The sequence below is a fragment of the Micromonospora sp. NBC_00389 genome (genome assembly GCF_036059255.1).
In the GTDB taxonomy this organism is placed as follows: Bacteria; Actinomycetota; Actinomycetes; order Mycobacteriales; family Micromonosporaceae; genus Micromonospora.
On record NZ_CP107947.1, the window covers coordinates 3680503 to 3701585 of the forward strand.

18 protein-coding genes are annotated in these 21083 nt (G+C 72.9%); 8 read left to right on the forward strand and 10 right to left on the reverse strand.

Translation table 11 applies throughout. From position 1 onward, the window contains the following. Nucleotides 1–46: 46 nt before the first annotated feature. Nucleotides 47–2629 carry a DNA topoisomerase (ATP-hydrolyzing) gene (locus OG470_RS17490; RefSeq protein WP_328426423.1) on the forward strand — a complete coding sequence of 861 codons (2583 nt, stop codon included), beginning with the start codon at nucleotides 47–49 and terminating at the stop codon, nucleotides 2627–2629. A gap of 206 nt (nucleotides 2630–2835) precedes the next feature. Beyond that, nucleotides 2836–3354 carry a TrmH family RNA methyltransferase gene (locus tag OG470_RS17495; protein ID WP_328425602.1) on the forward strand — a complete coding sequence of 173 codons (519 nt, stop codon included), beginning with the start codon at nucleotides 2836–2838 and terminating at the stop codon, nucleotides 3352–3354. Between the two features lie 70 nt (nucleotides 3355–3424). Here the strand turns inward: OG470_RS17495 and OG470_RS17500 are convergent, their stop codons facing one another. From OG470_RS17500 to pseB, 7 genes are all read right to left on the reverse strand, one after another. Beyond that, on the reverse strand, nucleotides 3425–4060 hold the full coding sequence (locus OG470_RS17500; RefSeq protein ID WP_328425604.1) for an alpha-ketoglutarate-dependent dioxygenase AlkB: 636 nt from the start codon (nucleotides 4058–4060) through the stop codon (nucleotides 3425–3427). A gap of 91 nt (nucleotides 4061–4151) precedes the next feature. Continuing rightward, the gene (locus OG470_RS17505) at nucleotides 4152–5210 is read right to left on the reverse strand and encodes a PseG/SpsG family protein (protein ID WP_328426425.1); all 1059 of its coding nucleotides are present in this window, start codon (nucleotides 5208–5210) and stop codon (nucleotides 4152–4154) included. Further along, nucleotides 5207–5929, reverse strand: coding sequence for a glycosyltransferase family protein (locus tag OG470_RS17510; protein ID WP_328426427.1), 723 nt, complete (start codon nucleotides 5927–5929; stop codon nucleotides 5207–5209). The genes OG470_RS17505 and OG470_RS17510 overlap by 4 nt, the downstream gene beginning before the upstream one ends. A gap of 77 nt (nucleotides 5930–6006) precedes the next feature. Next, nucleotides 6007–7833 carry a class I SAM-dependent methyltransferase gene (locus OG470_RS17515; RefSeq protein WP_328425606.1) on the reverse strand — a complete coding sequence of 609 codons (1827 nt, stop codon included), beginning with the start codon at nucleotides 7831–7833 and terminating at the stop codon, nucleotides 6007–6009. Next, nucleotides 7823–8671, reverse strand: coding sequence for a hypothetical protein (locus tag OG470_RS17520; RefSeq protein WP_328425608.1), 849 nt, complete (start codon nucleotides 8669–8671; stop codon nucleotides 7823–7825). The genes OG470_RS17515 and OG470_RS17520 overlap by 11 nt, the downstream gene beginning before the upstream one ends. A 10-nt stretch (nucleotides 8672–8681) precedes the next feature. Beyond that, nucleotides 8682–9839, reverse strand: a complete 1158-nt coding sequence (locus tag OG470_RS17525) for a DegT/DnrJ/EryC1/StrS family aminotransferase (protein WP_328425610.1) — start codon at nucleotides 9837–9839, stop codon at nucleotides 8682–8684. Continuing rightward, nucleotides 9836–10819, reverse strand: a complete 984-nt coding sequence (gene pseB / locus OG470_RS17530) for a UDP-N-acetylglucosamine 4,6-dehydratase (inverting) (RefSeq protein WP_328425612.1) — start codon at nucleotides 10817–10819, stop codon at nucleotides 9836–9838. Before pseB ends, OG470_RS17525 begins: the two co-directional genes overlap by 4 nt. 355 nt (nucleotides 10820–11174) lie before the next feature. On the opposite strand from pseB, the gene OG470_RS17535 reads away from it, so the two are divergent. Further along, nucleotides 11175–12908 (forward strand): hypothetical protein, encoded by a 1734-nt coding sequence (locus OG470_RS17535; RefSeq protein WP_328425614.1) that lies wholly within the window; start codon nucleotides 11175–11177, stop codon nucleotides 12906–12908. A gap of 108 nt (nucleotides 12909–13016) precedes the next feature. Here the strand turns inward: OG470_RS17535 and OG470_RS17540 are convergent, their stop codons facing one another. Next, nucleotides 13017–13490, reverse strand: coding sequence for a GNAT family N-acetyltransferase (locus OG470_RS17540; protein WP_328425616.1), 474 nt, complete (start codon nucleotides 13488–13490; stop codon nucleotides 13017–13019). Between the two features lie 135 nt (nucleotides 13491–13625). Between OG470_RS17540 and OG470_RS17545 the strand changes: the two genes are divergently transcribed. From OG470_RS17545 to OG470_RS17560, 4 genes are read left to right on the forward strand one after another with little or no spacing between them, the layout of a single operon-like run. Further along, the gene (locus OG470_RS17545; protein ID WP_328425618.1) at nucleotides 13626–13877 is read left to right on the forward strand and encodes an acyl carrier protein; all 252 of its coding nucleotides are present in this window, start codon (nucleotides 13626–13628) and stop codon (nucleotides 13875–13877) included. Next, nucleotides 13874–15178 carry an AMP-binding protein gene (locus tag OG470_RS17550; protein WP_328425620.1) on the forward strand — a complete coding sequence of 435 codons (1305 nt, stop codon included), beginning with the start codon at nucleotides 13874–13876 and terminating at the stop codon, nucleotides 15176–15178. Before OG470_RS17545 ends, OG470_RS17550 begins: the two co-directional genes overlap by 4 nt. Further along, nucleotides 15171–15926 carry an SDR family NAD(P)-dependent oxidoreductase gene (locus tag OG470_RS17555; protein ID WP_328425622.1) on the forward strand — a complete coding sequence of 252 codons (756 nt, stop codon included), beginning with the start codon at nucleotides 15171–15173 and terminating at the stop codon, nucleotides 15924–15926. The genes OG470_RS17550 and OG470_RS17555 overlap by 8 nt, the downstream gene beginning before the upstream one ends. Further along, nucleotides 15910–16431: a hypothetical protein gene (locus tag OG470_RS17560; protein ID WP_328425624.1), complete on the forward strand. Its 522-nt coding sequence runs from the start codon at nucleotides 15910–15912 to the stop codon at nucleotides 16429–16431. Before OG470_RS17555 ends, OG470_RS17560 begins: the two co-directional genes overlap by 17 nt. A gap of 637 nt (nucleotides 16432–17068) precedes the next feature. Here the strand turns inward: OG470_RS17560 and pseI are convergent. Together pseI and OG470_RS17570 are read right to left on the reverse strand one after the other, a co-directional pair. Then, nucleotides 17069–18121, reverse strand: a complete 1053-nt coding sequence (pseI, locus tag OG470_RS17565) for a pseudaminic acid synthase (RefSeq protein WP_328425626.1) — start codon at nucleotides 18119–18121, stop codon at nucleotides 17069–17071. A gap of 133 nt (nucleotides 18122–18254) precedes the next feature. After that, nucleotides 18255–19439, reverse strand: coding sequence for a glycosyltransferase family 2 protein (locus tag OG470_RS17570; RefSeq protein WP_328425628.1), 1185 nt, complete (start codon nucleotides 19437–19439; stop codon nucleotides 18255–18257). A gap of 310 nt (nucleotides 19440–19749) precedes the next feature. Between OG470_RS17570 and OG470_RS17575 the strand changes: the two genes are divergently transcribed. Continuing rightward, nucleotides 19750–21009, forward strand: coding sequence for an acyltransferase family protein (locus tag OG470_RS17575; protein ID WP_328425630.1), 1260 nt, complete (start codon nucleotides 19750–19752; stop codon nucleotides 21007–21009). Nucleotides 21010–21083 lie beyond the last annotated feature (74 nt).

The window sequence follows — 21083 nt, forward strand, 5'->3', positions numbered from 1 at the left end:
GTACAGCGGCAAGCAGGGCAACGACCGGTTGCCGTGCGGCCCGGTCATGGCGGAATTCACGGCGGCGCATCAGGGCGGCGGTTGGTTCCGAGATGCGGATGGACGGGCGTTCCGCGACTCGCTCTCGGCGGGCGACGGGCCGAAGGTGCGTTACGGCAAGGACCGCAATGGTGTCCCCCTCGCAGACCGGTCGTTCCAACTGGAGCGCGCGGTACGAGACGGTTGGATCCGCAAGCTTCACCGCCTCGGCTCACCACTCGCTCCTCGGCTGGACGCGTTGGTCGGTGGTTCTTTCCTCCGGGTCACGTCGGTGGAGCCGGTGTCACCTGATGTCACGTACGACATTCAGGTCGGCAGCGACGAGCACGCCTTCGTCGCCGAGGGCTTTGTCGTTCACAACTGCATGGGTAAGTACCACCCGCACGGCGACACGGCGATCTACGACGCGATGGTCCGCCTCGCGCAGGACTTCTCGCTCAACGTGCCGCTGATCGACGGCCACGGCAACTTCGGTTCCCCGGACGACGGTCCGGCCGCCGCCCGCTACACCGAGGCGCGGATGTCCCGCGAGGCGATGCTGCTCGTCGGTGAGCTGGGCGAGGACACCGTCGACGTCGAGCCCAACTACGACGGGTCGCTGACCCAGCCGACCGTGCTGCCTGCGGCCTTCCCCAACCTGCTGGTCAACGGTGCGTCCGGGATCGCGGTCGGGATGGCCACCAACATGATCCCGCACAACCTCGCCGAGGTGGTCTCCGCTGCCCGTTGGTTGATCAACCACCCGGACGCCACGCTGGACCGGCTCATGGAGTTCGTCCCGGGCCCGGACCTGCCCACCGGTGGAGTGCTGCTCGGCCTCGACGAGGTGCGCCGGGCGTACGAGACCGGGCGCGGCGTGGTGCGGATGCGCGGCAAGGTCGAGATCGGCCCGATCGAGGGCAGCCGGGGCCGCCAGGCGATCACGGTGGTCGAGCTGCCGTACGGCGTCGGCGCGGAGAAGGTCATCGCGGCGATCACCAACGAGGTCACCAAGACCAAGCGGCTGACCGGTATTGCCGACGTCAAGGACCTCACCGACCGCGAGAGCGGCACTCGGCTGGTAGTCGAGTGCAAGGTCGGGGTCAACCCGCAGGCCCTGCTCGCCGACCTCTACCGGTTGACCCCGCTGGAGCAGTCCTTCGGCGTCAACAACCTGGTGCTGGTTGACGGGCAACCGCGCACCCTCGGGCTGAAGGCGCTGCTGGAGGTCTTCCTGGCCCACCGGTACGAGGTGGTCACCCGGCGCAGCTCGTACCGCCGCCGCAAGCGCCAGGAGCGGCTGCACCTGGTCGACGGCCTGCTGATCGCACTGCTGGACATCGATCGGGTGGTCCGGCTGATCCGGGGCAGCGACGACGCGCAGGCCGCCAAGGACGGGCTGATGAGCCAGTTCGGCCTCTCCGACATCCAGGCCACCTACATCCTGGACACCCCGCTGCGCCGCTTGACCAAGTACGACCGGATCGAGCTCGAGGCCGAGCAGGAGCGGCTGCGCACCGAGATCGCCGAGCTGTCCACGATCCTCGACGACGACAAGGTGCTCAAGAAGCTGGTTTCCGACGAGCTGGCGGCCGTGGTCAAGCAGTTCGGCAGCGAACGGCGCACCACGCTGGTCGACGGCGACCTCAAGGAGGTGCTGGCCGCGTCCGCGCCGGCTGGTCCGCTGGAGGTCGCCGACGACCCGTGCCAGGTGATCCTCTCCGCGACGGGGCTGGTCGCCCGCACCGCGGCCGAGTCGGAGGAGAGCGCCGAGGGGCGCCGGCGCAACGGCCGGGTCAAGCACGACACGGTACGCGCGATCGCGCACTCCACCGCGCGTGGTCGGGTGTTGCTGGTGACTAGTGCCGGTCGGGCCTTCAAGGTCGACGTACTGCCGCTGCCGGTGCTGCCCGAGCAGGCCGGCACGGTGTCGCTGCGCGGCGGCATGTCCGCCGCCGAGTTGGTGCCGTTGGAGCCGGGGGAGACGGTGGTCGGCCTGGCCCCGCTCGGCGGGTCGGCGGAGGGTTCGCCGGGGCTGGCGCTGGGCACGCGGCAGGGCATGGTGAAGATCTGCGCGCCGGAGTGGCCGGTGCGCTCCGACGAGTTCGAGGTGATTGGCCTGCGCGACGGCGACGAGGTGGTCGGGGCGACCTGGCTGGCTGACGGCGCCGAGACGCTGACCTTCATCACCTCGGAGGCGTCGCTGCTGCGCTTCGCCGCCGGGCTGGTCCGCCCGCAGGGCCTCAAGGGTGGCGGCATGGCTGGCATCAACCTGCCCGCCGGGGTGCAGGTGGCCTTCTTCGGCGCGGTGCGCACCGACGACCCGGGGCACGGTGAGCCGATGGTGGTCACCTCCACCGGGGCGACGGTCAAGGTGACGCCGTTCAAGGCGTACCCGGCGAAGGGCCGGGCGACCGGCGGGGTGCGTGCGCACCGCTTCCTCAAGGGTGAGACGGACGTGGCGGTCGCCTGGGTGGGGCCGCGCCCGGTCGGCGCCACCGGTACCGGCGACCCGGTCGAGTTGCCCGCGGCGGACCCGCGCCGCGACGGCTCCGGCTTCGCCGTCATGCTCGGCCCAACGGTGGTAGGCCACCTCATCGAACGCGACTAACCCCAACCCGCCCCAACCCGCCTCGTTGATCATGAGGTTATTGCGGCGACGCGCCGACGTTGCCGGCAGTAACCTCATGATCGACCGGGCTCGGGCTGGGGTGGGGCGCGGTATGGTGAGTGCTCTGTTGTCGGTGAGGGTTCGGGTGCGCCGCTAAGCACCCTTCACATGATCTTTCTTCTGTCCGGCGGAGTCGCCGGCGCGGCGTGAGCGCCGCCATCCGGGTCCGGCCGCCGCGCGAGCTGCGCGCCGCTCGCCGGCCCCGGCCGCACCGCTGTTGGGGTCACCTGATCGCCGCCCCGCTCTGGCCGCTGCACGGCGCGAACCTGGGTACCCTGCTGCGCACCTGCGACGCGGTCGGTGCCTGCCTCGCCGTGCCGCCGTTCCGCTGGGTGGACGAGGCCGTGGCCCGGGGCAACACGCTGCGCAGGCCGGGCTGCGTCCACCGGGTCGGCAGTCCGCTGCGCTGGCTGGCTGCCGAACGGGCCGCCGGTGCCCGGATCCTCGGGGTGGAGTTGGCCGACGAGGCCGTCCGGCTCGGTGATCTGCCCGCCGCTCGGGGCCGCACCGTGGTGCTGCTCGGGCACGAGGCGACCGGCATCCCGCCCGAGGCGCTCGACCACCTGGACGCGGCCGTGGAGATTCCCATGGTCGGGCACGGCCACAGCCTGAACGTCGCCGTCGCCGGCTCGCTGGTCCTCTACAAACTCGCCGGCCTCCTCTAGCCCTCAGCCCGTCCTCTGACCGCGTCGATCGTGCACTTGCTGCCCCGACGTGGCGGGTAAGGGGATGAGGTCAGGCGACGTTGATGGGGCGGAACTGGACGCTGACCCGGGGGCCGACCGGGCGGGTGGTCTTCGGGATGGCGTGTTCCCAGGTGCGTTGGCAGGAGCCGCCCATCACGATCAGGTCGCCGTGGCCCACCGGAAAGCGCAGGCTGTCGCCGCCGCCGCGAGGTCGCAGCAGCAGCGGCCGGGGCGCGCCGAAGGAGACGATCGCGACGATGGTGTCGGTGTGCGCCGACCGGCCGATGGTGTCGCCGTGCCAGGCCACGCTGTCCCGCCCTGAGCGGTAGAGGCACATGCCGGCGGTGACGAACGGCTCGCCCAGCTCGGGGGCGTAGTGCCGGGTCAGCTCCGCCCGTGCCGTGGTGAGCACCGGATGCGGCAGTTGCCGGTCGCCGTCGTACCAGCAGAGCAGGCGGGGCACGTCGACCTCGCTGTCGTACATGGTGCGCCGCTCGGCCCGCCAGGGGACTTCGGTGAGCAGGGTGTCGAGGACCGCGTCGGAGCCCTGCACCCAGCCGGGGAGGTGGTCGACCCAGGCGCCCCGGCTGAGGTGGTGCCGGCGGATCTGGCCGGGCAGCGGACCCAGGGTCGGCCCGGTGTCGGTCAGGTCGAGCATCGACGGCTGGTAGGCGGCCTGCGTCATGGGATCACCCTAGCAGCACTTTCGTACACCCGTGCCAATTGGTCGTGGCGGCCTGGAAGGGCCGAGATCAAGCGGTGAGCCCGGGCCGCGGTCAGCCAGTGACGGCGGCTGGGCTGACGGCGTCGAACACCGCGTCCACGACCCGCGCCCGTCCCCGCCCGTCGACCGTGGACCAGGCCCGAGCGGCGAGCGCCGTGCGTCGGTGCGGCGAGCTGAGCAACCCGTGCAGGGTGCGCGCCGCCGTCGCGCGGGCGGCCCGTCCGGCGACCCCGGTGCCGGTCAGCTCGGGCAGCTCGCCGAGACCGGCGGCCAGGCCGTGCCGCACCACCCGGGCGTACGACTCGCGCTGGTTGTCGACCACGCAGACCAGCGCGGCGGGTGCGCCGAGGCAGCAGAGTTCCCAGGTGGACGTGCCGGCGGCGCTGACCACCAGGTCGGCGTCGGTGATCAGCGTCGGCAGTGAGCCGGTGGGTGGGACCGGTCGGATGATCTGCCCGCGTCCGGGGGTGATCTCCTCCAGCTCCGCCTCGATCTCGGGTCGGCCGACGACGACCGTGAGGTCCATCGGATGGCCGGTGGCCACCAGTACCCGGGTCAGCACCGGGGCCGCGCCGACCGCGTCCGTGCCGCCGAAGAAGGCCAGCACCCGGGGTCGGCTGACCTCCGTGGCGGGCCGTGGTGCCGGCGGTCGGGCGGTCACCACCGAGTCGCGCAGCAGGGCGTACCCGCTGCCGGCGAGCAGCCGTCCGGGCAGCGCGGGGGCCTGCGCCCCGAAGTTCTGATCGAGGTAGAGGTCCGCGTCCTGGCCCCGGCTGTCCCCGTCGATCACGGCGAGGGTGAACACGCCGGCGGCGCGTAGCGCGCCCGCTCCGGCCGGGTCCAGCTCGTAGGAGTCGAGAACCAGCACGTCCAGCTCGTGCCGGCGGGCCGCCTCGACCAGCTCGGCCGGCGAGTCAGGGCCCGGGTGCAGGGGGATGCCCCGCGCGGCCAGTTCCGCGGTGGCCCAGTCGAGCCGCTCGACCGCGCCGAACACCGCGACGTGGGCGCCCCGGGCCAGGAACTCCTCGGCGAGCGCCAGGCAGCGGACGAGGTGGCCGACGCCGCGTCGCGGCCCGGCGTCGCAGCGCAGTCCGACCCGTAGCGTGCTCAGGACTCCTCCAGCCGCTTCTGCCGTACGTCGGCGTTGAGCGCGCGCAGCCGGGGCTGCCCGTCGAGCCAGTCGGCGAGCTTGGCCAGCGGCACGCTGACGTCGCCGAAATGGTCGATCACCGCGTTCACCAACGCCCAGTCCTGCTCGGTGTCGAGGGTCAACCGCAGCGCCGAGCGGTCCGGGGTGAGCGTCACCCCGAGGACCCGGAACAGCTCCGGATGGGTGTACGCGTACGAGGTCACGTGCACCCGGTGGTGACCGGTGGCGAGCCGGTCCAGGGTACGCAGCGTCTCCGCCCGGATGATCTCGACGTCCAGCCCGCGGGGCAGGGTGCGGGCGATCGACGTGCTCGCGTAGTCCAGCCCGGGCACCGCGCGGTACACCGAGGCGACCAGCGTGATGATCTCCGGGTCGAGCAGCGGGCAGTCGGCGGTGAACCGCATGACCGCATCGCCCGGGTGCGCCGCCAGCGCGCCCACGAAGCGGTCCAGCACGTCGTCGACCGGCCCGCGGTGACAGGGCACGCCCAGTCGCGCGGACTCGGCCACCACCGCGTCGTCGACCGGGTCGGTGCTGGTGGCGACCACCAGGTCGGCCAGGACGCCGCTGTCCCGGGCGGCGCGCACCACCCGGCCCAGTACGGAACGCCCGGCGAGCGGGCGGAGCACCTTGCCGGGCAGTCGGGACGACCCCATCCGGGCCTGCACGATCCCGACGATCCGTGGCCCCCCGTTCGCGCCCGTGCCCTCCGTCGGGCCCACCCTGTGCGTCGTACCCGACGCGCTGTCGTGGCCGGTCACTGCTGCTCCTCCTGCTTCGGGGCGAGCGCCGAGCGGGCCCGGCGTTTGGCGGCACGGGCACCCCGCTTGGCCAGCCGGGCCGGGGTGATGGCGAGCCGGCCGACCCGGTAGCTGAGCGAACCGCTGAGCAGACCGATCGTCGCCTCGGCCCGGCGCAGCGCCCGTTCCCGCGAGGTGAGCATCTCGTCGGTCCACTTGGCCAGTGCGGCGAGTCGGCTGATCTCCTCGCGTTGGCGCAGCCACGCCTCCCGCAACTGCTGGTAGCTGCGTGTACCGACCGGCGGGTCGGTCGACTCGATGGCGTGCAGCTTGGCGGCGAGGCTGCCCCGGTTGCCGGTGTCCAGCCCGTGCAGTGCCGCGGTGATCGCCACCTCGGCGTCCACCGCCTGCGCCACGGTCTCCCGGGTCAGGTCGTGGCCGGCGAGCCCGCCGAGCACCACGGTCAGTCCCGCCACGTCGAGGGTGGACGACCAGGGGTGGGCGTACCCGCCGGTGAGCAGGCCCGTCGCGAAGCGCCACAGCCCACGGGCCAGCACCACGTCGCGGGGCAGGGCTTTGGTGGCCCGCCAGCTCGGGTCGAGTACCGCGTAGCGCTCCCCGGCGACCACCACGTTGTCGGTGCTGGCCAGCGCGCCCGCTCCGGCGATCCGGCCGTCGTCGTCGGCCTGACCGGCGAGCCAGCCCGCGTACCCGTGCAGCAGCGTGCGCAGCATTGCCAGGTCGCGGCGCAGGGCCGCGTCGAGCAGCAGGGTGCGGAGCAGCCGTCCGGACGGCACCGGCCCGGTCAGCGCGCCGGGGTCCCGGTACGCGGCCTCGCGGCTGGCGAACGGCGCGGCGGCCGGCACGCTCGCACTGGCCGGCGCGGTGAACCCCCACCGCCAGCCCGACGGGCCGTCGAACACTTCCAGCACGCCGATCCCGGGCTGCCCGGTCTGCGCCAGCACCGCCGGCAGGTCCCCGTCAGCGGTCGGCGCGGCCGGGTCGTCGGGCCGGACGGGGCGCCGGGCCAGCATCAGCCAGCCCGGCGCGAGGTCGGCGGCGCGCCCGGCGTGCAGCGCGTCCACGGCCAGCCGGGCCGGGTCCTGGAGCACCGGCGCGGTGGTGAAACCCCCCGCGCAGGCGCCGTGCAGCACGGCGTCGAACAGCCCCGACCCGGCGTCCCGGTCGAGCTGGTCGGCGTCGAGCAGCGCCGTGGCGGCGCCGGCGGTGGGGTACGCGGCCCAGCACGCGGTCGGCCGCAGTCCGGCCCCGGTGAGCCGCTCGCGCAGCTGCTCCCGGTTGGCGGGGTGCGCCCGGTCCAGGACCCCGCCGACCACCCAGGCGGAGTCGTTCCGGTCGGCGTACCAGGGGGAGGTGGCGACCAGCCGGTGCAGCCCGAGCGGGTTGTCCAGTCGCAGCAACAGCGCGCCACCCGGCCGTACCGCGGCGACCAGGCGCGCCAGCACCCCGTCCCAGCCGAACCGGGTGCCCTCCACCGACTCCACCGGGTCGAGCCCGGCGGCGGCGATCACCACGTCGTACGTCTCGTCGTCGGTCAGCCCGGCCGGGCCACCCACCACCACGCGGGCGGCCCGCTGGGCCAGCGCCACCGCGTCCGGGTGGCTGCGCAGCAGGCAGGTCACCTCGGCGTGGGCGAGCCGATCGAGCAGCGCCGGGTCGTGCGGCCCGGCCAGCAGGACCCGGGCACCGGCCGGCACGATCCGGGCGGCCAGCGCGGCCAGCGGCCCCCCGTCGGCCAACCGCTCCTTCGGCAGGTCGGACCAGGCCAGCATCTCGCCGCCCGGCAGGGTGATCCGGCCGGCGGGTGCCGTCTCAGTCGTCACGGTCTTCCTCTTCCTCCTGGAGCGTCGCCCAACCGAGCAGCTCGCGCAGCTCGGCCGGCGTGCAGCGGTGATCCGTGCCCAGCTCGGAGCGGGCGATCTCGACCGCGGTGGGCAGGTCGACCGCGGCGCCGTGCAACTCCGGCCACTGCCGCCGGATGCGGGCGGTCCCGCCGAAGGTCGGGTCCTCATTGGACAGGATCATCGGGTCGCCGTAGACCGCTGGTTCGCAGCCGGCCGCGATGCCGTAGAAGATGGCGCTGGTCAGCCGGTTTGACGCTACCCGACGGTGCCGGCGCAGCTCGGTCAGCTGATTGTCGAGGAACTCCGGGTTGGTGTCCTTCCACCAGTGCCCCCGGTAGCCGTGGCAGATCACCCGGAACCCGGCGCGTTCGTAGAGGCGGCGGACGTGACGCATCCGGTACTCGTGCCAGTAGAGGCAGACCGTGACGGGGCCGGGTTCGGTGTCCTGGATGCGGGCGATCAGCGCCCGGTGGTCACCCTTGACGTGCTGGCCCTCCCAGCCGTGGAAGGGGTACCAGATGGTGCCCTCCCGCTCCTCGGCGGGCGGCTCCTCGGGCCGCATGGCCAGCAGGTACACGAACGGAGCGCCGATCACGACCACGTTGCGCCGCCCCACCGACCAGGCCCGGCGGCGGGTCTGCTCCGACCAGAGCAGGCTCGGGGTGCGCTCGGCGTACGGATGGCCGGGGGCCAGGCCGTCGCCGATGTTCCAGCCGTGCTGCACGTACCCGTTGATCCGGGGTGGGTGCCGGTCGCCGAGGCCGGCGTACCGGGCCAGCACGTGAGCATGGCCGTAGAAGTGGTTGGCGTGGTGCATCAGGTTCCCATCAGGCGGCGGAACGCACCGAGCCGGCCCGTAGGGCCGCGACCAGCGCGTCGATGACGCGGTCCTGGTCGGCGTCGCTGAGTCCCGGGTAGAGCGGCAGCGACAGCTGCTGAGAGTAGAACGACTCGGCCACCGGGCAGGATCCGCGCCGGTAACCCAGGTCGGCGAAGGCCGGGTGCCAGTGCACGGGGACGTAGTTCACCTGGACGCCGATGCCGGCGGCGCGCATCCGGTCGTACACCTCGCGGCGGCGTCCGTCGAGCACCCGGATCGGGTAGAGGTGCCAGGCGGGTCGGGCCCACGCCCGCCGGCCCGGCAGCCGGACGCCCGGCAGGTCGGCGAGGGCCTCGTCGTAGCGGGCCACCAGCCGGTCCCGGCGGGCCAGGAACTCGCCGAGCCGCCGCAGCTGGCTACGGCCCAGCGCGCAGAGCACGTCCGGCAGCCGGTAGTTCAGCCCGAACTCGTGCACCTCCTGGTGCCAGCCGCCCTCGTCCGGCCACCGTTGCTCGTCGCGCTCGCGGACCAGGCCGATGTTGCGGAACCGGCAGGCCCGCTTCAGCAGCTCCGGGTGCGGGGTCACCACCGCGCCGCCCTCGGCGGTGGTGAGGTTCTTGGTGGGGAAGAACGACAGCGTGGTCAGGTCGGCCAGCGACCCGACCGGCCGGTCCTTGTAGCTGGCGCCGATGGAGTGCGCCGCGTCCGCGAGCAGCAGCGCGTCGTGCCCGCCCAGCGCGGTGCGCAGCGCGTCGTAGTCGGCCGGGTGGCCGGCGTAGTCGACGGCGGACACCACCCGGGTACGCGCGGTGGTCGCGGCGGCAGCCGCCGCCGGGTCGAGGGTGAAGGTGTCCTCCTCGACGTCGGCGAACACGATCTTCGCGCCGAGCGCGACGGCGCTGCTGGCGGTCGCCACGAACGTCATCGGCGGCACGATCACCTCGTCTCCGGGGCCGACGCCGGCCGCCGCGTACGCCACGTGCAGCGCCGCGGTGCCGTTGGAGACGGTGGCGCAGCCCGCGCCGCCGGTCCAGCCGGCGAGGTCGGCCTCGAACGCCTCGACCTGCGGTCCGGTGGTGAGCCAGTCGCCGCGCAGCACGCCGGCCACGGCCGCGATGTCGTCCTCGGTGACGGAGTGCCGGCCGTACGGGAGCATCCCCGTCATGCGGTGAGGCCGAGCATGTCGCGCAGTTGGTCGACGCTGAGCCACTCGTCGTTGGTGTCCGACTGGTACGCGAAGCCGTCCGGCACCGGCTCGCAGTCGACCGGCGGCTGGTAGCCCCAGCCGGCGATGGTCGGCTGGACGATGAACCGGTCCTTGGCGCGCAGCGTCCGGCGGCTGTCGTCCGGCGCGATCATCTCCTCGTGCAGCTTCTCGCCGGGCCGGATGCCGATCTCGTGCGTGGTGGCCTCCGGGGCGACCGCCTCGACCAGGTCGAGGATCCGCATGCTGGGGATTCTCGGCACGAACAGCTCGCCGCCCTGCATCTGGTCGAACGAGTCCATGACGAACTGGACGGCCTGCTCCAGCGTGATCCAGAAACGGGTCATCCGCTTGTCGGTGATCGGCAGGCTCTTGCCCTCGGCGGCCAGCCGGCTGAACAGCGGGACCACCGAGCCACGGCTGCCGACCACGTTGCCGTAGCGGACCACCGCGAACCGGGTCGGGTGGTGGGCGGCGTAGTGGTTGGCCGAGACGAACAGCTTGTCGCCGACCAGCTTGGTCGCGCCGTACAGGTTGATCGGGCTGGACGCCTTGTCGGTGGAGAGCGCGATGACCTTCCGGACGCCGGCCTCGATCGCGGCGTCGACCACGTGCTGCGAGCCGGTGATGTTGGTGGCGATGTACTCGGAGGGGTTGTACTCCGCCGTGTCCACCTGCTTGAGGGCTGCGGCGTGCACGACGTGCTCCACGCCGTGCATCGCCCGGGTGAGGCGGTGCCGGTCCCGGATGTCGCCGATGAACCAGCGCAGCCGGGGGTCGTCACCGAGCTGCTGGCGCAGCTCGTACTGCTTGAGCTCGTCGCGGGAGAACACCACCACCCGGGCGGGGTCGGCTTCGGTGAGGATGTGCCGCAGGAAGGTCCTGCCGAAGGAACCCGTTCCCCCGGTGATCAGAATGGACGATCCATTCAACTCACTCAATTTGGTGCTCCCGTGTTCGTGGATGAACGGGCGGCCCTCGGCCGGCCGACCGGGGTGAGACGCTAACCATGGCGGGTTAACGGGCCGGCGCTCCCGGGTTAACCCCGCCCCCTGCCCCCGTGAATGCCGGGCACCGGGCAGACGAACACTTCCGGCCACCCGCCAAGCGGGCTGACCAGGCCCGATCGGGCCGTTACAGTGGCCGCGCGAGCGACCCGGCCGCCCCTGCGCGCCGCTGGTACCCGCGTTCACCCGACATTCGCACCACCCCGGTTCGAGCGGGCCACCCCGAGCGTCAGCGGCGTGCCCGCCGGCCCGCGTGGCCCCGGTGCGGCCGGCAAATCAGGAGGCGTCGATGGCATCCGGCAGCCACGTGATGGAACGCCCGGCTGACCCGGTCGAGACACGACCGGCCGTACCCGCACGGCGTTGGCTGGTGCCGCTGCTGCTGCTCGTCGGTTGGGTGCTCAGCGTGGCCTGGCGGATGTGGCTGTCCCGTCACATCGTGCTGCCGATCGCGCACACCGACGAGGACAGCTACCTGAACACCGCCCGCGCGCTGGCCGGCGGGCCGGGCGGGTTCAGCAGCGAGAACGGCCTGCTGCGCCGGGTCGGCTACCCGATGCTGATCTCGCCCGCGTTCCTCGGGGACCGGGACTTCAGCGACAGCTACCGGCTCGTCCAGCTGATCAACGCGATGGTGAACTCGACGCTGCTGCCGCTGGCGTACCTGCTCGGCCGGCGACTGCTCCAGCTGCGCCGGTCGTACGCCCTGCTCGGGGCGGTGGTGGCGGCGACCCTGCCGGCCACCGCCTTCTACGCCGGCGTCGCCATGATCGACTCGGTGATGGCGCCACTGGTGATCGCCTGGCTGCTCGCCGTGCACCGCTGGATCGAACGGCCCGGCCCGCTCGCCGCGGCAACCGTCGGCCTGCTGGTCGGCGCGTTCCACCTCCTGCACTCCCGCGGCCTGGTGATCGTGGCGGTGCACATCGGGCTGGTGCTGCTGCTGCTGATCCGCCGCCGGATCACCCCGACCGTGCTGGTCGCGGCGCTGCTGCCGGTGCTCGCCCTTGCGCTGGTCAACGAGGCCGGTATCCGGCTGCTCGGGGACAAGGTCTACCTGCTCGGCAATACCCCGGGCGGCAGCATGGTCGACGCGGTCTCCTCCGCCGCGGGTGTGGTCCGGGTCGGCGCGGCGGTCACCACCCAGCTTTGGTACCTCGTGGTCATCACGTTCGGGATGGCCGGGGTGGCCTGGGCGGCAGCCGTCCGGGAGCTGTGGCGGCCCCGGCGCGGCGACGCCACCCGCTGGACGATGGGCGTGGCGCTGGTGGTGAGCGTCGGAGTGGCTAGCGGGGCGTCGTTGATCCTGGCCGGCATCACCGGAAAGCCGCTGGACGCGATCTACGGCCGCTACGTGCAGATGTTGGCCCCGTTCTGGCTGCTGGTCGGGCTCGGGGTGCTCCTCACCGCCGGGCGCCGGGTGGTGCTGCGCCGGGCTGCCGTCGCGGTGGCGCTGCTGATCGCTGGCGGCGCCCTGATCGCCGTCCGCCTCGCGTACGTGGCCAGCCGGGGGCACTCGCTGCGCTACGGCGGCTTCGGCGCGCCGGACCTGATGGCGCTGACCGGCGGCTGGCGGGAGATGCGGCCGGTCGTCGCGTCGCTGATCGGCATCGCCGGCTGCGTGTTGCTCGTCGCCGCGGTCCAGGTGCCCCGGCTGCGGCTGCCGCTGCTCGGGGCGCTGGTGGTGGTCAACCTCGTGACCACGCAGGTGATCGACCAGCGGTTGGTGCGGCCGATGGTGGCCAGCAGCGCGCCGACGCCCTGGGTGGCCGACGTCGGGGTGCGGCCCGGCGAGCGGGTGTGGGCCTCCACCGGCGTCCAGTACATCCACCGGTTCAACCTCAGCCACCAGGTGACCTGGACCGACGTGCGGTGGTTCCAGGAGCAGCCGCCGGACACGGCTCAGGTGGTGTTCGCCCGCTGGGCGCCCGGCCAACCCGACGACTGGGACGGCGCGAAGTACGGCTTCGTGCGGCTCGGTGGCAACGTGCGTCAGCACTGGGCGGCCTGGCGGCGGGCCTGACCCGCACCGCCCCGCGTCCGGTGGACATCAATTTTCGTGAACGGGGGATGTCCACCGGACGCACGGCCGGTTAATGGTGCCGGGCCAGTGCGGAAAGGCTCGCCGTAATCAGCGCTGGCGGCGGTCGGCCCGGTTCAGGGAAATCGGGATTACGGTGATTTCCCGACCATCGGACAGCTCCTGTCGGGGGGTGCCCTCGACGAATCGGAAACGCCGGTTCATCTGCCGTACGACGGTGTTGTGCGCGAGCACCTCGCCGTCGAGTCGGTCCAGGTGCAGCCCGTCGAAGGCGTACTCGACGGCCTCCCGCATGACCGCCAGCCAGGCGGGCAGCGTCTCGTCCCGCTCGGCCAGCCCGTCAGCGTCCAGATAGAAGCCCCAGGCGCCGGTCCGGGGGCCGTCCAGCCGCAGGTCGAAGAAGGTGACCACGCCGCTGGGCAGGTCGTCGCGGACGTACACCAGCACCCGCCGGGACGGGTCGTCACGGACCGCCGACCACCACCGGGCGTGCTCGTCGGCGGTGATTTCGTGGCTGGTCTTGCTGACCTGACGGTTGGTTTCCTGATTACGCCAGGACAACATCAGGTGAACGTCTTCCGTCGTCGCTTCGCGCAGCACGTGCTCTCACTTTCCTTACTGTTCACGTCCGGTCCCGGCACCCTACCCGGGCGCACCGGGAAATCAGATATCTATTCGCGGGGCTGTAGACTCCGGCGCATGAAGGAATTGAGTCGCGCGCAGATCCGCGACCTCATGGCTCAGGTGCTGAAGAACCAGGACAAGGAGCTGCCCGCCGACGACGCGGCGCAGTTGCGGGAGATCGGCTTCCGGTCGCTGGACTTCTCCGAGCTGGCCCTGCGGGTGGAGGACGAGACGGGGGAGGAGCTCAACTTCGACGCCCCCGGCCTGCGCCGCATCGCCACCGTCGGGGACGTCCTCGACTTCCTCGTCGAGCTCCAGCAGCAGTGACCGTCGCGCCACCCCGCCCCCCGGCCGCCGCGCCCCCGGAACCGGCCGGCGTCGACAACCGGCTCGTCGTCGGCGGCGCCGCGCTGACCTGGCGGACGCTGCCGACGCCGGTGCTACCGGACCCCGCCGCGGTGCTCGCCCACTCCGCCGGTCACGCGCTCGCCGCCGCGCGGCAGCACGCCGTGCACGGCACCGAGCTGCTGCTCAGCGCCGCGAGCCGGGTCGACGCGACGATGCGCGCGGAGCTGCTGGACGCCGGGTTCACCGTGACCGTCCTCGACGACGACGGCGCCCACCCGAGCGCGCCGCCCCAGCCGCGCGCCGCCGAACCCGGCCGGCTCTGGCTGCTGACCTCGGGCTCGACCGGCCGTCCCAAGCGGGTCGGGCACACCCTCGACACGCTGACCACCGTGCGGGCCGACCAGCCGGAGCGGACCTGGCTCTGTCCCTACGCCCCCGGCACGTACGCCTGGTGGCAGGTGGTCACCCTGTCGCTGACCCAGCCCGGTCAGCACCTCGTGGTGGTCGAGCCGGAGGAGCTGGACGACTGGCCCGCGGTCGCCGCGGCGCACGGGGTCGACGCCGCGTCCGGTACGCCGACCTTCTGGCGCCGCACCCTGCACCGGGACGCCGCCGCGCTGGCCCGGGTGCCGCTGCGCCAGATCACCCTCGGCGGGGAACCGGTGGACCAGGCGATCCTGGACCAACTGCGGGAGGTCTTTCCCACCGCCCGGATCTCCTGGATCTACGCGTCTTCCGAGGTGGGCGCGTCCATCGTGGTGCACGACGGGCGGGCCGGGTTCCCGGTCGGCTGGCTGGACCGGGAGGCTCCCGGCCGGCCGACTCTCTCCATCCGCGACGACGAGCTGATCGTCACCTCGCCGTACCACGGCGCCGGGCTGGGCGGCCCGGTCCGTACCGGGGACCGAGTGCAGGTGGTCGACGAGCGGGTGCTGATCACCGGCCGCCTGGACTCCGACGAGATCAACGTCGGCGGCAGCAAGGTCTCCGCCGGTGTGGTCCGCGGTGTGCTGGCCGGGCACCCCGCGGTGGCCTGGGCCCGGGTCACCGGCCGCCGCGCCCCGGTGCTCGGCCGGATGGTGGTCGCCGAGGTGGTCCTCGTCCCCACTGACCCGTCCGACCGCCCCGCCGACCCGTCCGGCCAGCCCGCCGTCAGCGTGCCGGACGAGGCCGCGCTGGTTCGCTGGTGTGCCAACCGGCTGCCCGAGCACGCGGTGCCGCGCCGGATCCGCGTGCTGACCGAAATTCCCGTCAAGGAGACCCTGAAGAGCGATGTCTGACCTCGCCGACACCCAGTTCGTTCCGCCCAGCTCCGTGGTCCTCGTCTCCGGCGGCTCTCGGGGGCTGGGCCTGGCCATCGTCACCGACCTGCTCGACCAGGGCGTACGGGTGGCGGCGTTCGCCCGCACGGTCACCCCGGAGCTGTCGAAGCTCGCCGCCGAGCACCCCGACCGGGTGCACGTCGGCTCGGTGGACGTCACCGACCTGCACGCCGCTCAGGGCTTCGTCCGTGAGGTGGAGCAACGCCTCGGCCCGATCGACGGGATCGTCAACAACGCCGCCGTCGGGCAGGACTCCCTGCACGTACACACGGCCACCGACGACATCGCGCGGATCATCGAGACCAACCTGACCGCCCCGCTCCAGCTGACCCGGCTGGTGGTCCGGCGGATGCTTGGCAAGGGGCTGCGCGGGCGGATCGTCAACATCACCTCGATCTGCGCACAGCGCGGCTTCCCGGGCCTGGTCGCGTACTCGGCCACGAAGGGCGGCATGGACGCCGCCACCCGCTCGCTCGCCCGGGAGTTGGGCGGCCGGATGCTGGTCAACGCGGTCGCTCCCGGCTTCTTCGCCTCGGAGATGTCCGCCGTGCTCGGCCCGACCCAGCTCGACCAGATCGTGCGACGCACCCCGACCGGCCACCTGACCGAGCCGGTGGAGGTCGTACCGGTGGTCCGGATGCTGCTCCAGGCGCACACCAACATCAACGGCCAGGTCATCGTGGTGGACGGTGCCGCCTCCATCTGACCTGGACCCGGTCGTCCGGCCCCGCCCGGTGCCAGCGCTGCTCGCCGCCGCCGAGCGGTACCTGCGGGTGGTCGCCGACGCGGGGCAGTTGGCCGATGCGGCGACCCGCAGCCACCTTGACGACGGCCGCTGCGTGGGCTGGTACGGGCCGCCGACGGCCGGTTGGCGGGTCGCGGTCGACGCGGAGCGCGCCGACGCCCCGGTCCCTCCGGCGCTGGCCCGCCGGTTCGGCACGGCGGACTTCTGGGCCCGGTGGACCCGGGCCGAGTGCTGCTGCAAGCTGGCCGACGTGCCGGTGGCGCTCTGGTGGCGTCGCTACGGGCTGGGTACGCCGGCCGACGGAGCGGCGGTCTGGCGCACCCTGCGGGTCGCCGACCTGGTAGTCACGGTCGGCTTCGCCCCAGGGTCTGACTTGGCCCGGGGGTCTGACTTGGCCCCGGGTTCTGGCATCGCCCCGGGTTCTGGCATCGCCCTCTCGATGGGCCGGGGTCGCTCCTGCTTCTGACGGCCGCCGTGCTGCCGATGTCGCGCGTGCCTGTCGAGCTGCCCCACATCTGGGGCGCTCGCCACCGTCAGGTTCGCCGACGGGTGGGCGGTGTTCGCCTCCGTCGGGTTGTCGCGACGGGTGGGCGGTGTTCGCTTCCGTCGGGTTGCCCAGACGGGTGGGTGGTGGTCGCTTCCGTCGGGTTGTCGCGACGGGTGGGTGGTGGTCGCTGCCGTGAGGGCCGCCTAGAAGCGGCCGTGTTCGCCTCCGTCGGGGTGCTCCACGAATGGGCGGTGCTCGCTGCCATCAACACTGCCCAGAAGTGGGCGGTGCGTGCGACCGTCAGGGCTGCCCCGTCGATGGGCGGTGCTCGCCGCCGTCAGAGCCGCCCCATATCTGGGGCAGTTCGACAGGGACGCAACGGTGGTCGCCCACCCCCGCCCCGCCCTGCTCGCCAACGCCGGGCCGCCCCGCGGGGGCGCATGCCGGCCCGAGCCCGAGCCGGGCCCGAGCCGAGCCGGGCCGGGCCGGAGCCGGGCCGGGCCCGAGCCAGGCCGGGCCCGAGCCGAGCCCGAGCGAGCTGAGCCTCGGGCCGAGCTGAGCCGGGGACAGGGGGACCGGGGGACGAGCTGAGCCGGGTTCGGGGCCGGGTCGACGGTCAGATGAGGTCCCAGCTGAGCGGGGTGCCGCGCGGGACGTCGGTGGTGAAGGTGCGGCCCAGGACCCGGTCGATCTCCACCGGGGCCAGCCCGCCCGCCGGTCGGATGGATCGGACGTTGCGCGCCGTGACGGGGTCGCCGGCCCGCACGTCCTCGACCACGAAGAGCGAGCGACGGAACCGCAGTCCCTCCCGCTCGGCCGGCGTCGGACCGATTGCGGTGCTGCCCAGCGCCGCGTACGCCCGGCCCGACTCGGCGACCAGGGCCGTCAGCTCCGTCGGGTTCAGCGAAAAGTCGGAGTCCACGCCGCCGTCAGCCCGGTCCAGCGTCACGTGCTTCTCGATGAAGCAGGCGCCCAGCGCCACCGAGGCGACCGCCACTCCGATGCCGGGGGTGTGGTCGGAGAGCCCGACCGGCACGTCGAACGCGCCGGCCAGCACCGGCAGCCGGCGCAGGTTGCTGTCGGCCGGCGGCGCCGGGTAGGACGCGGTGCAGGCCAGCAGCACGATGCCCGCCGCGCCGCCGTCCCGGGCGGTCCGCACGGCCGCGTCGATCTCGGCCACCGTCGCCATCCCGGTAGAGATCACCATCGGCTTGCCGGTGCTGGCCACCAACCGGATCAGCGGTAGGTCGACCAGCTCCGACGAAGCGATCTTGTACGCCGGCGCGTCCAGCGACTCCAGCAGCTCCACGGCGGTCGCGTCGAACGGTGACGAGAAGACGGTCAGACCGCGCGCGCGGGCCCGCTCGAAGATCGGGGCGTGCCACTCGTACGGGGTGTGTGCCCGCTCGTAGAGGCGGTACAGGTTCTCCCCGCCCCACAGCTCGTGTCCGCTGGAGATGCGGAACGCCGGGGTGTCGACGTCGATCGTGATCGTGTCCGGCCGGTAGGTCTGGAGTTTGAGGGCGTGCGCCCCACTCTCGGCCACCGCGTCGACGATGGCCAGCGCCCGGTCCAGGTCGCCGTTGTGGTTACCGGACATCTCGGCGACCACGAAGGGTCGCTCCCCGGCACCGACCGCGTGCGGTCCGATCTTGATTGTCGCCGTCATTCCGACCTCTGCTCAGGTACGCCCGCACCAAGGTGCGGTGGTGCTGTCGTCGTCCACCCGGCGGGCGGAAGACCTGAAAAACCAGGGCGCCGGCAGCCGACCCGGCTCCCGGCGTGGTGTGCGGTGGAGGTGGTCACGGCAGGCGGCGCCCGACCAGCGCGTCGCCCCGGTCCAGCTCCGCGTCGCCGACCGCGAGCCCGCCGCCCGTCCCCGTCGCGGACTCGGCCGGTCGGCTCGGATCCTCGTCGGCGACGGCCGGCCCGGCACCGTTGTCGGCGCCCCCCGCAGGGCCGGACCGGCGCAGCCGGCCCGCGACCCGGTGCGCCTGCCGCAACGCCGAGTACGCCAGGTAGTCGCCGCGACCGACCAGGCGATGCTTGAGCCCGGCCACGCCCGGTGGCACCGGGTAGCCACCGGTGGGCAGGTAGCGGCGGTAGTGCTCGGCCACCCGGTGGAAGAAGGCCCGCCGCAGGTGCGGGTGCAGCCGATCGTCGTTGCCGACCACCACCAGAAGGTGACTGATCATCAGCTCGAACAGCTCGGCCCGCAACTGCTCGTCCGGGTGCCGCAGGCGCAGCCAGTCCATCAGCCGCTCGTACTGGGCGAACGCGTCGAAATGTCGGCCGCTGCGGGTGGAGGTGATCGCACCCTGCCGACCCTGCCGGTACAGGTAGCAGACCTGGTCCAGCACGGAGATCTTCTCCGCGCCGATCAGCAGCGGGTGGCTGAACGGAATGTCCTCGTACCAGCCGGGGTAGAACCGCAGCTCCAGCTCGTCCAGGACAGCGCGGCGCACCACCTTGTTCCACGCGGTGTGCTGCACACGCAGCAGTTGCGGCTGGTCGGCCAGGCGGGCCACGCCCGGCATCCCGCGCAGCAGGTGGCTGCTCGCGTCGACCTCCCGCCGGCCGTCCTCGTGCACCCGCAGGTGGTCCAGCATCAGCACGTCGGGCTGATGCTGGCGCAGCCGGTCCAGCACCGCCGGGATGGTGCCCGGCGGCAGCCAGTCATCGCTGTCGACGAACCAGACGTACCGGCCGGAGGCCACGTCGAGGCCGGCGTTGCGGGCCAGGCCCAGGCCCACGTTGCTGCCCAGATGAACGACCCGGACCCCGTCGCGGCCGGCGGCGTACGACCGCAGCATCGCGCCGCAGCCGTCCGGGGAGGCGTCGTCGACGGCGATCAGCTCGACCGCGTCCGCCTCGCCCGCCGGTACGTCGGCCCGGATCGATTCAAGGCACTGGTACAGGTACGCCTCGACGCCGTACACGGGCACGACGATGCTCAGCAGCGGTGCGTGCGTCGGCTCATTGACCACGCCGCCACCTTCGACGGTCCGGGTGGCCGGCCTCGGAACCTGACGTGGCCGACGAAGGTGGAATCCCTGAACTCCCGCGGAGCGGAAGGTTAACGCCGGCCGCCCCGCGGGGCCCGGAGCCGGGGCGCCGGGACGGTCCGCCGCGCGCCCGCCACCCGTGGGACACGTCCGATTCACCCTGGAGTAACCCGGTAGGGTGCCCCGGTGCGGCCCTGCCGGGCCGCCGTGGGCGTCGCCGTTGCGCCGTCCGACGCCGCGCCGAGGAGGAGACGCACGTGCTGGTGATCCTGCGGAGCGCCGGGACCTCGGCATGACGAGCACCGTCGCCGAGCCGGAGGTCCGGCCCGCACCCGTCCCGGCCCGGCTGCCCTCGCTGACCGGGCTGCGCTGGATCGCCGCGTTGCTGGTGTTCGGCTTCCACGCCGGCACCATGCGGATCATCGCGGAGCCGGACTACAAGGCCGTGGTCGACGCCCTGTTCACCCTCGGCCTGTCCGGGGTGCAGTTCTTCTTCATTCTCAGTGGCTTCGTACTGGTCTGGTCGGCCCGCCCCGGCGACTCCCGGCGGAGCTTCTGGCGGCGCCGGGTCGCCAAGATCTATCCGAACCACCTGGTGCTGTGGGCGGCGGCGCTGCTGGTCGCCTGGTGGTTCGCCGATCCGGTGCTGCCGGCTGCCGCGCTGGAGAACCTGCTGCTGCTGCAGGCCTGGGACCCTCGGCCGGGTTGGTTCTACAGCATCAACACGGTGAGCTGGTCGCTGTCCTGCGAGTTCTTCTTCTACCTCTGCCTACCGCTGGCACTGCCGCTGCTACGCCGGTCCCGGCCGGCACTGCTCTGGACGCTGGTCGTCGCGTTGCCGCTGCTGATCCTTGCGCTCTGGCCGGCCCAGCACCTGGTGCCGGAGCCCAGCCGCTGGTGGTTCACCCAGGTCTTCCCGCTGGCGCGGTCGCTGGAGTTCTGGTTGGGCGCGGTGGCGGCCGAGTTGATGCGTCGGGGCCTCTGGCGGGGTCCCGGGTTGACCGGAGCCAGCCTGATCTTCGTGGCCACCTGGGTGGCCGCCGCGCAGTGGATCCGCGCCGAACTGTGGACCACCCTGCTCGCGGTGGCGTATCTGCTGGTGATCACCGCCGCCGCGGACGCGGACGTGCGGGGGCGACGCTCACCGTGGCGGTCCCGCCCGCTGGTGTGGCTCGGCGAGGTCTCGTTCGCCTTCTACCTGGTGCACGTGCTGGTGATGACGAGCGTGCTGCGCTGGACCGGGGACTGGGGTACCGGCTTCGGCGGCTGGCGCGGCCCGGCGGCGGTGCTCGGCTTCCTGCTGGTGAACCTGATCCTCGCCGGGCTACTGCATCGTTTCGTCGAGACCCCGATGATGCGCAGGCTCACTCCGCGCCGTTCGGCCCGCCCGGCGGTCATTCCTCGACAGCGAGCAGGCGGCACCGAAGCCCGCGACGCTGAAGCCAAAGCCGCTGAAGCCAAAGCCGCTGAAGCCCGCGACGCTGAAGCCCGCACCGAGGCCGGCGGGGCGAGTAAAGCTGGCGAGCGATCGACCTACGCCGACTCGCGCTGACAGCGTCCACTCTGGTCGGCGCGGCGCGGGCCGACACGCCCGTCGTCGATGCGCCTGGTCGGCCACGACGGTAG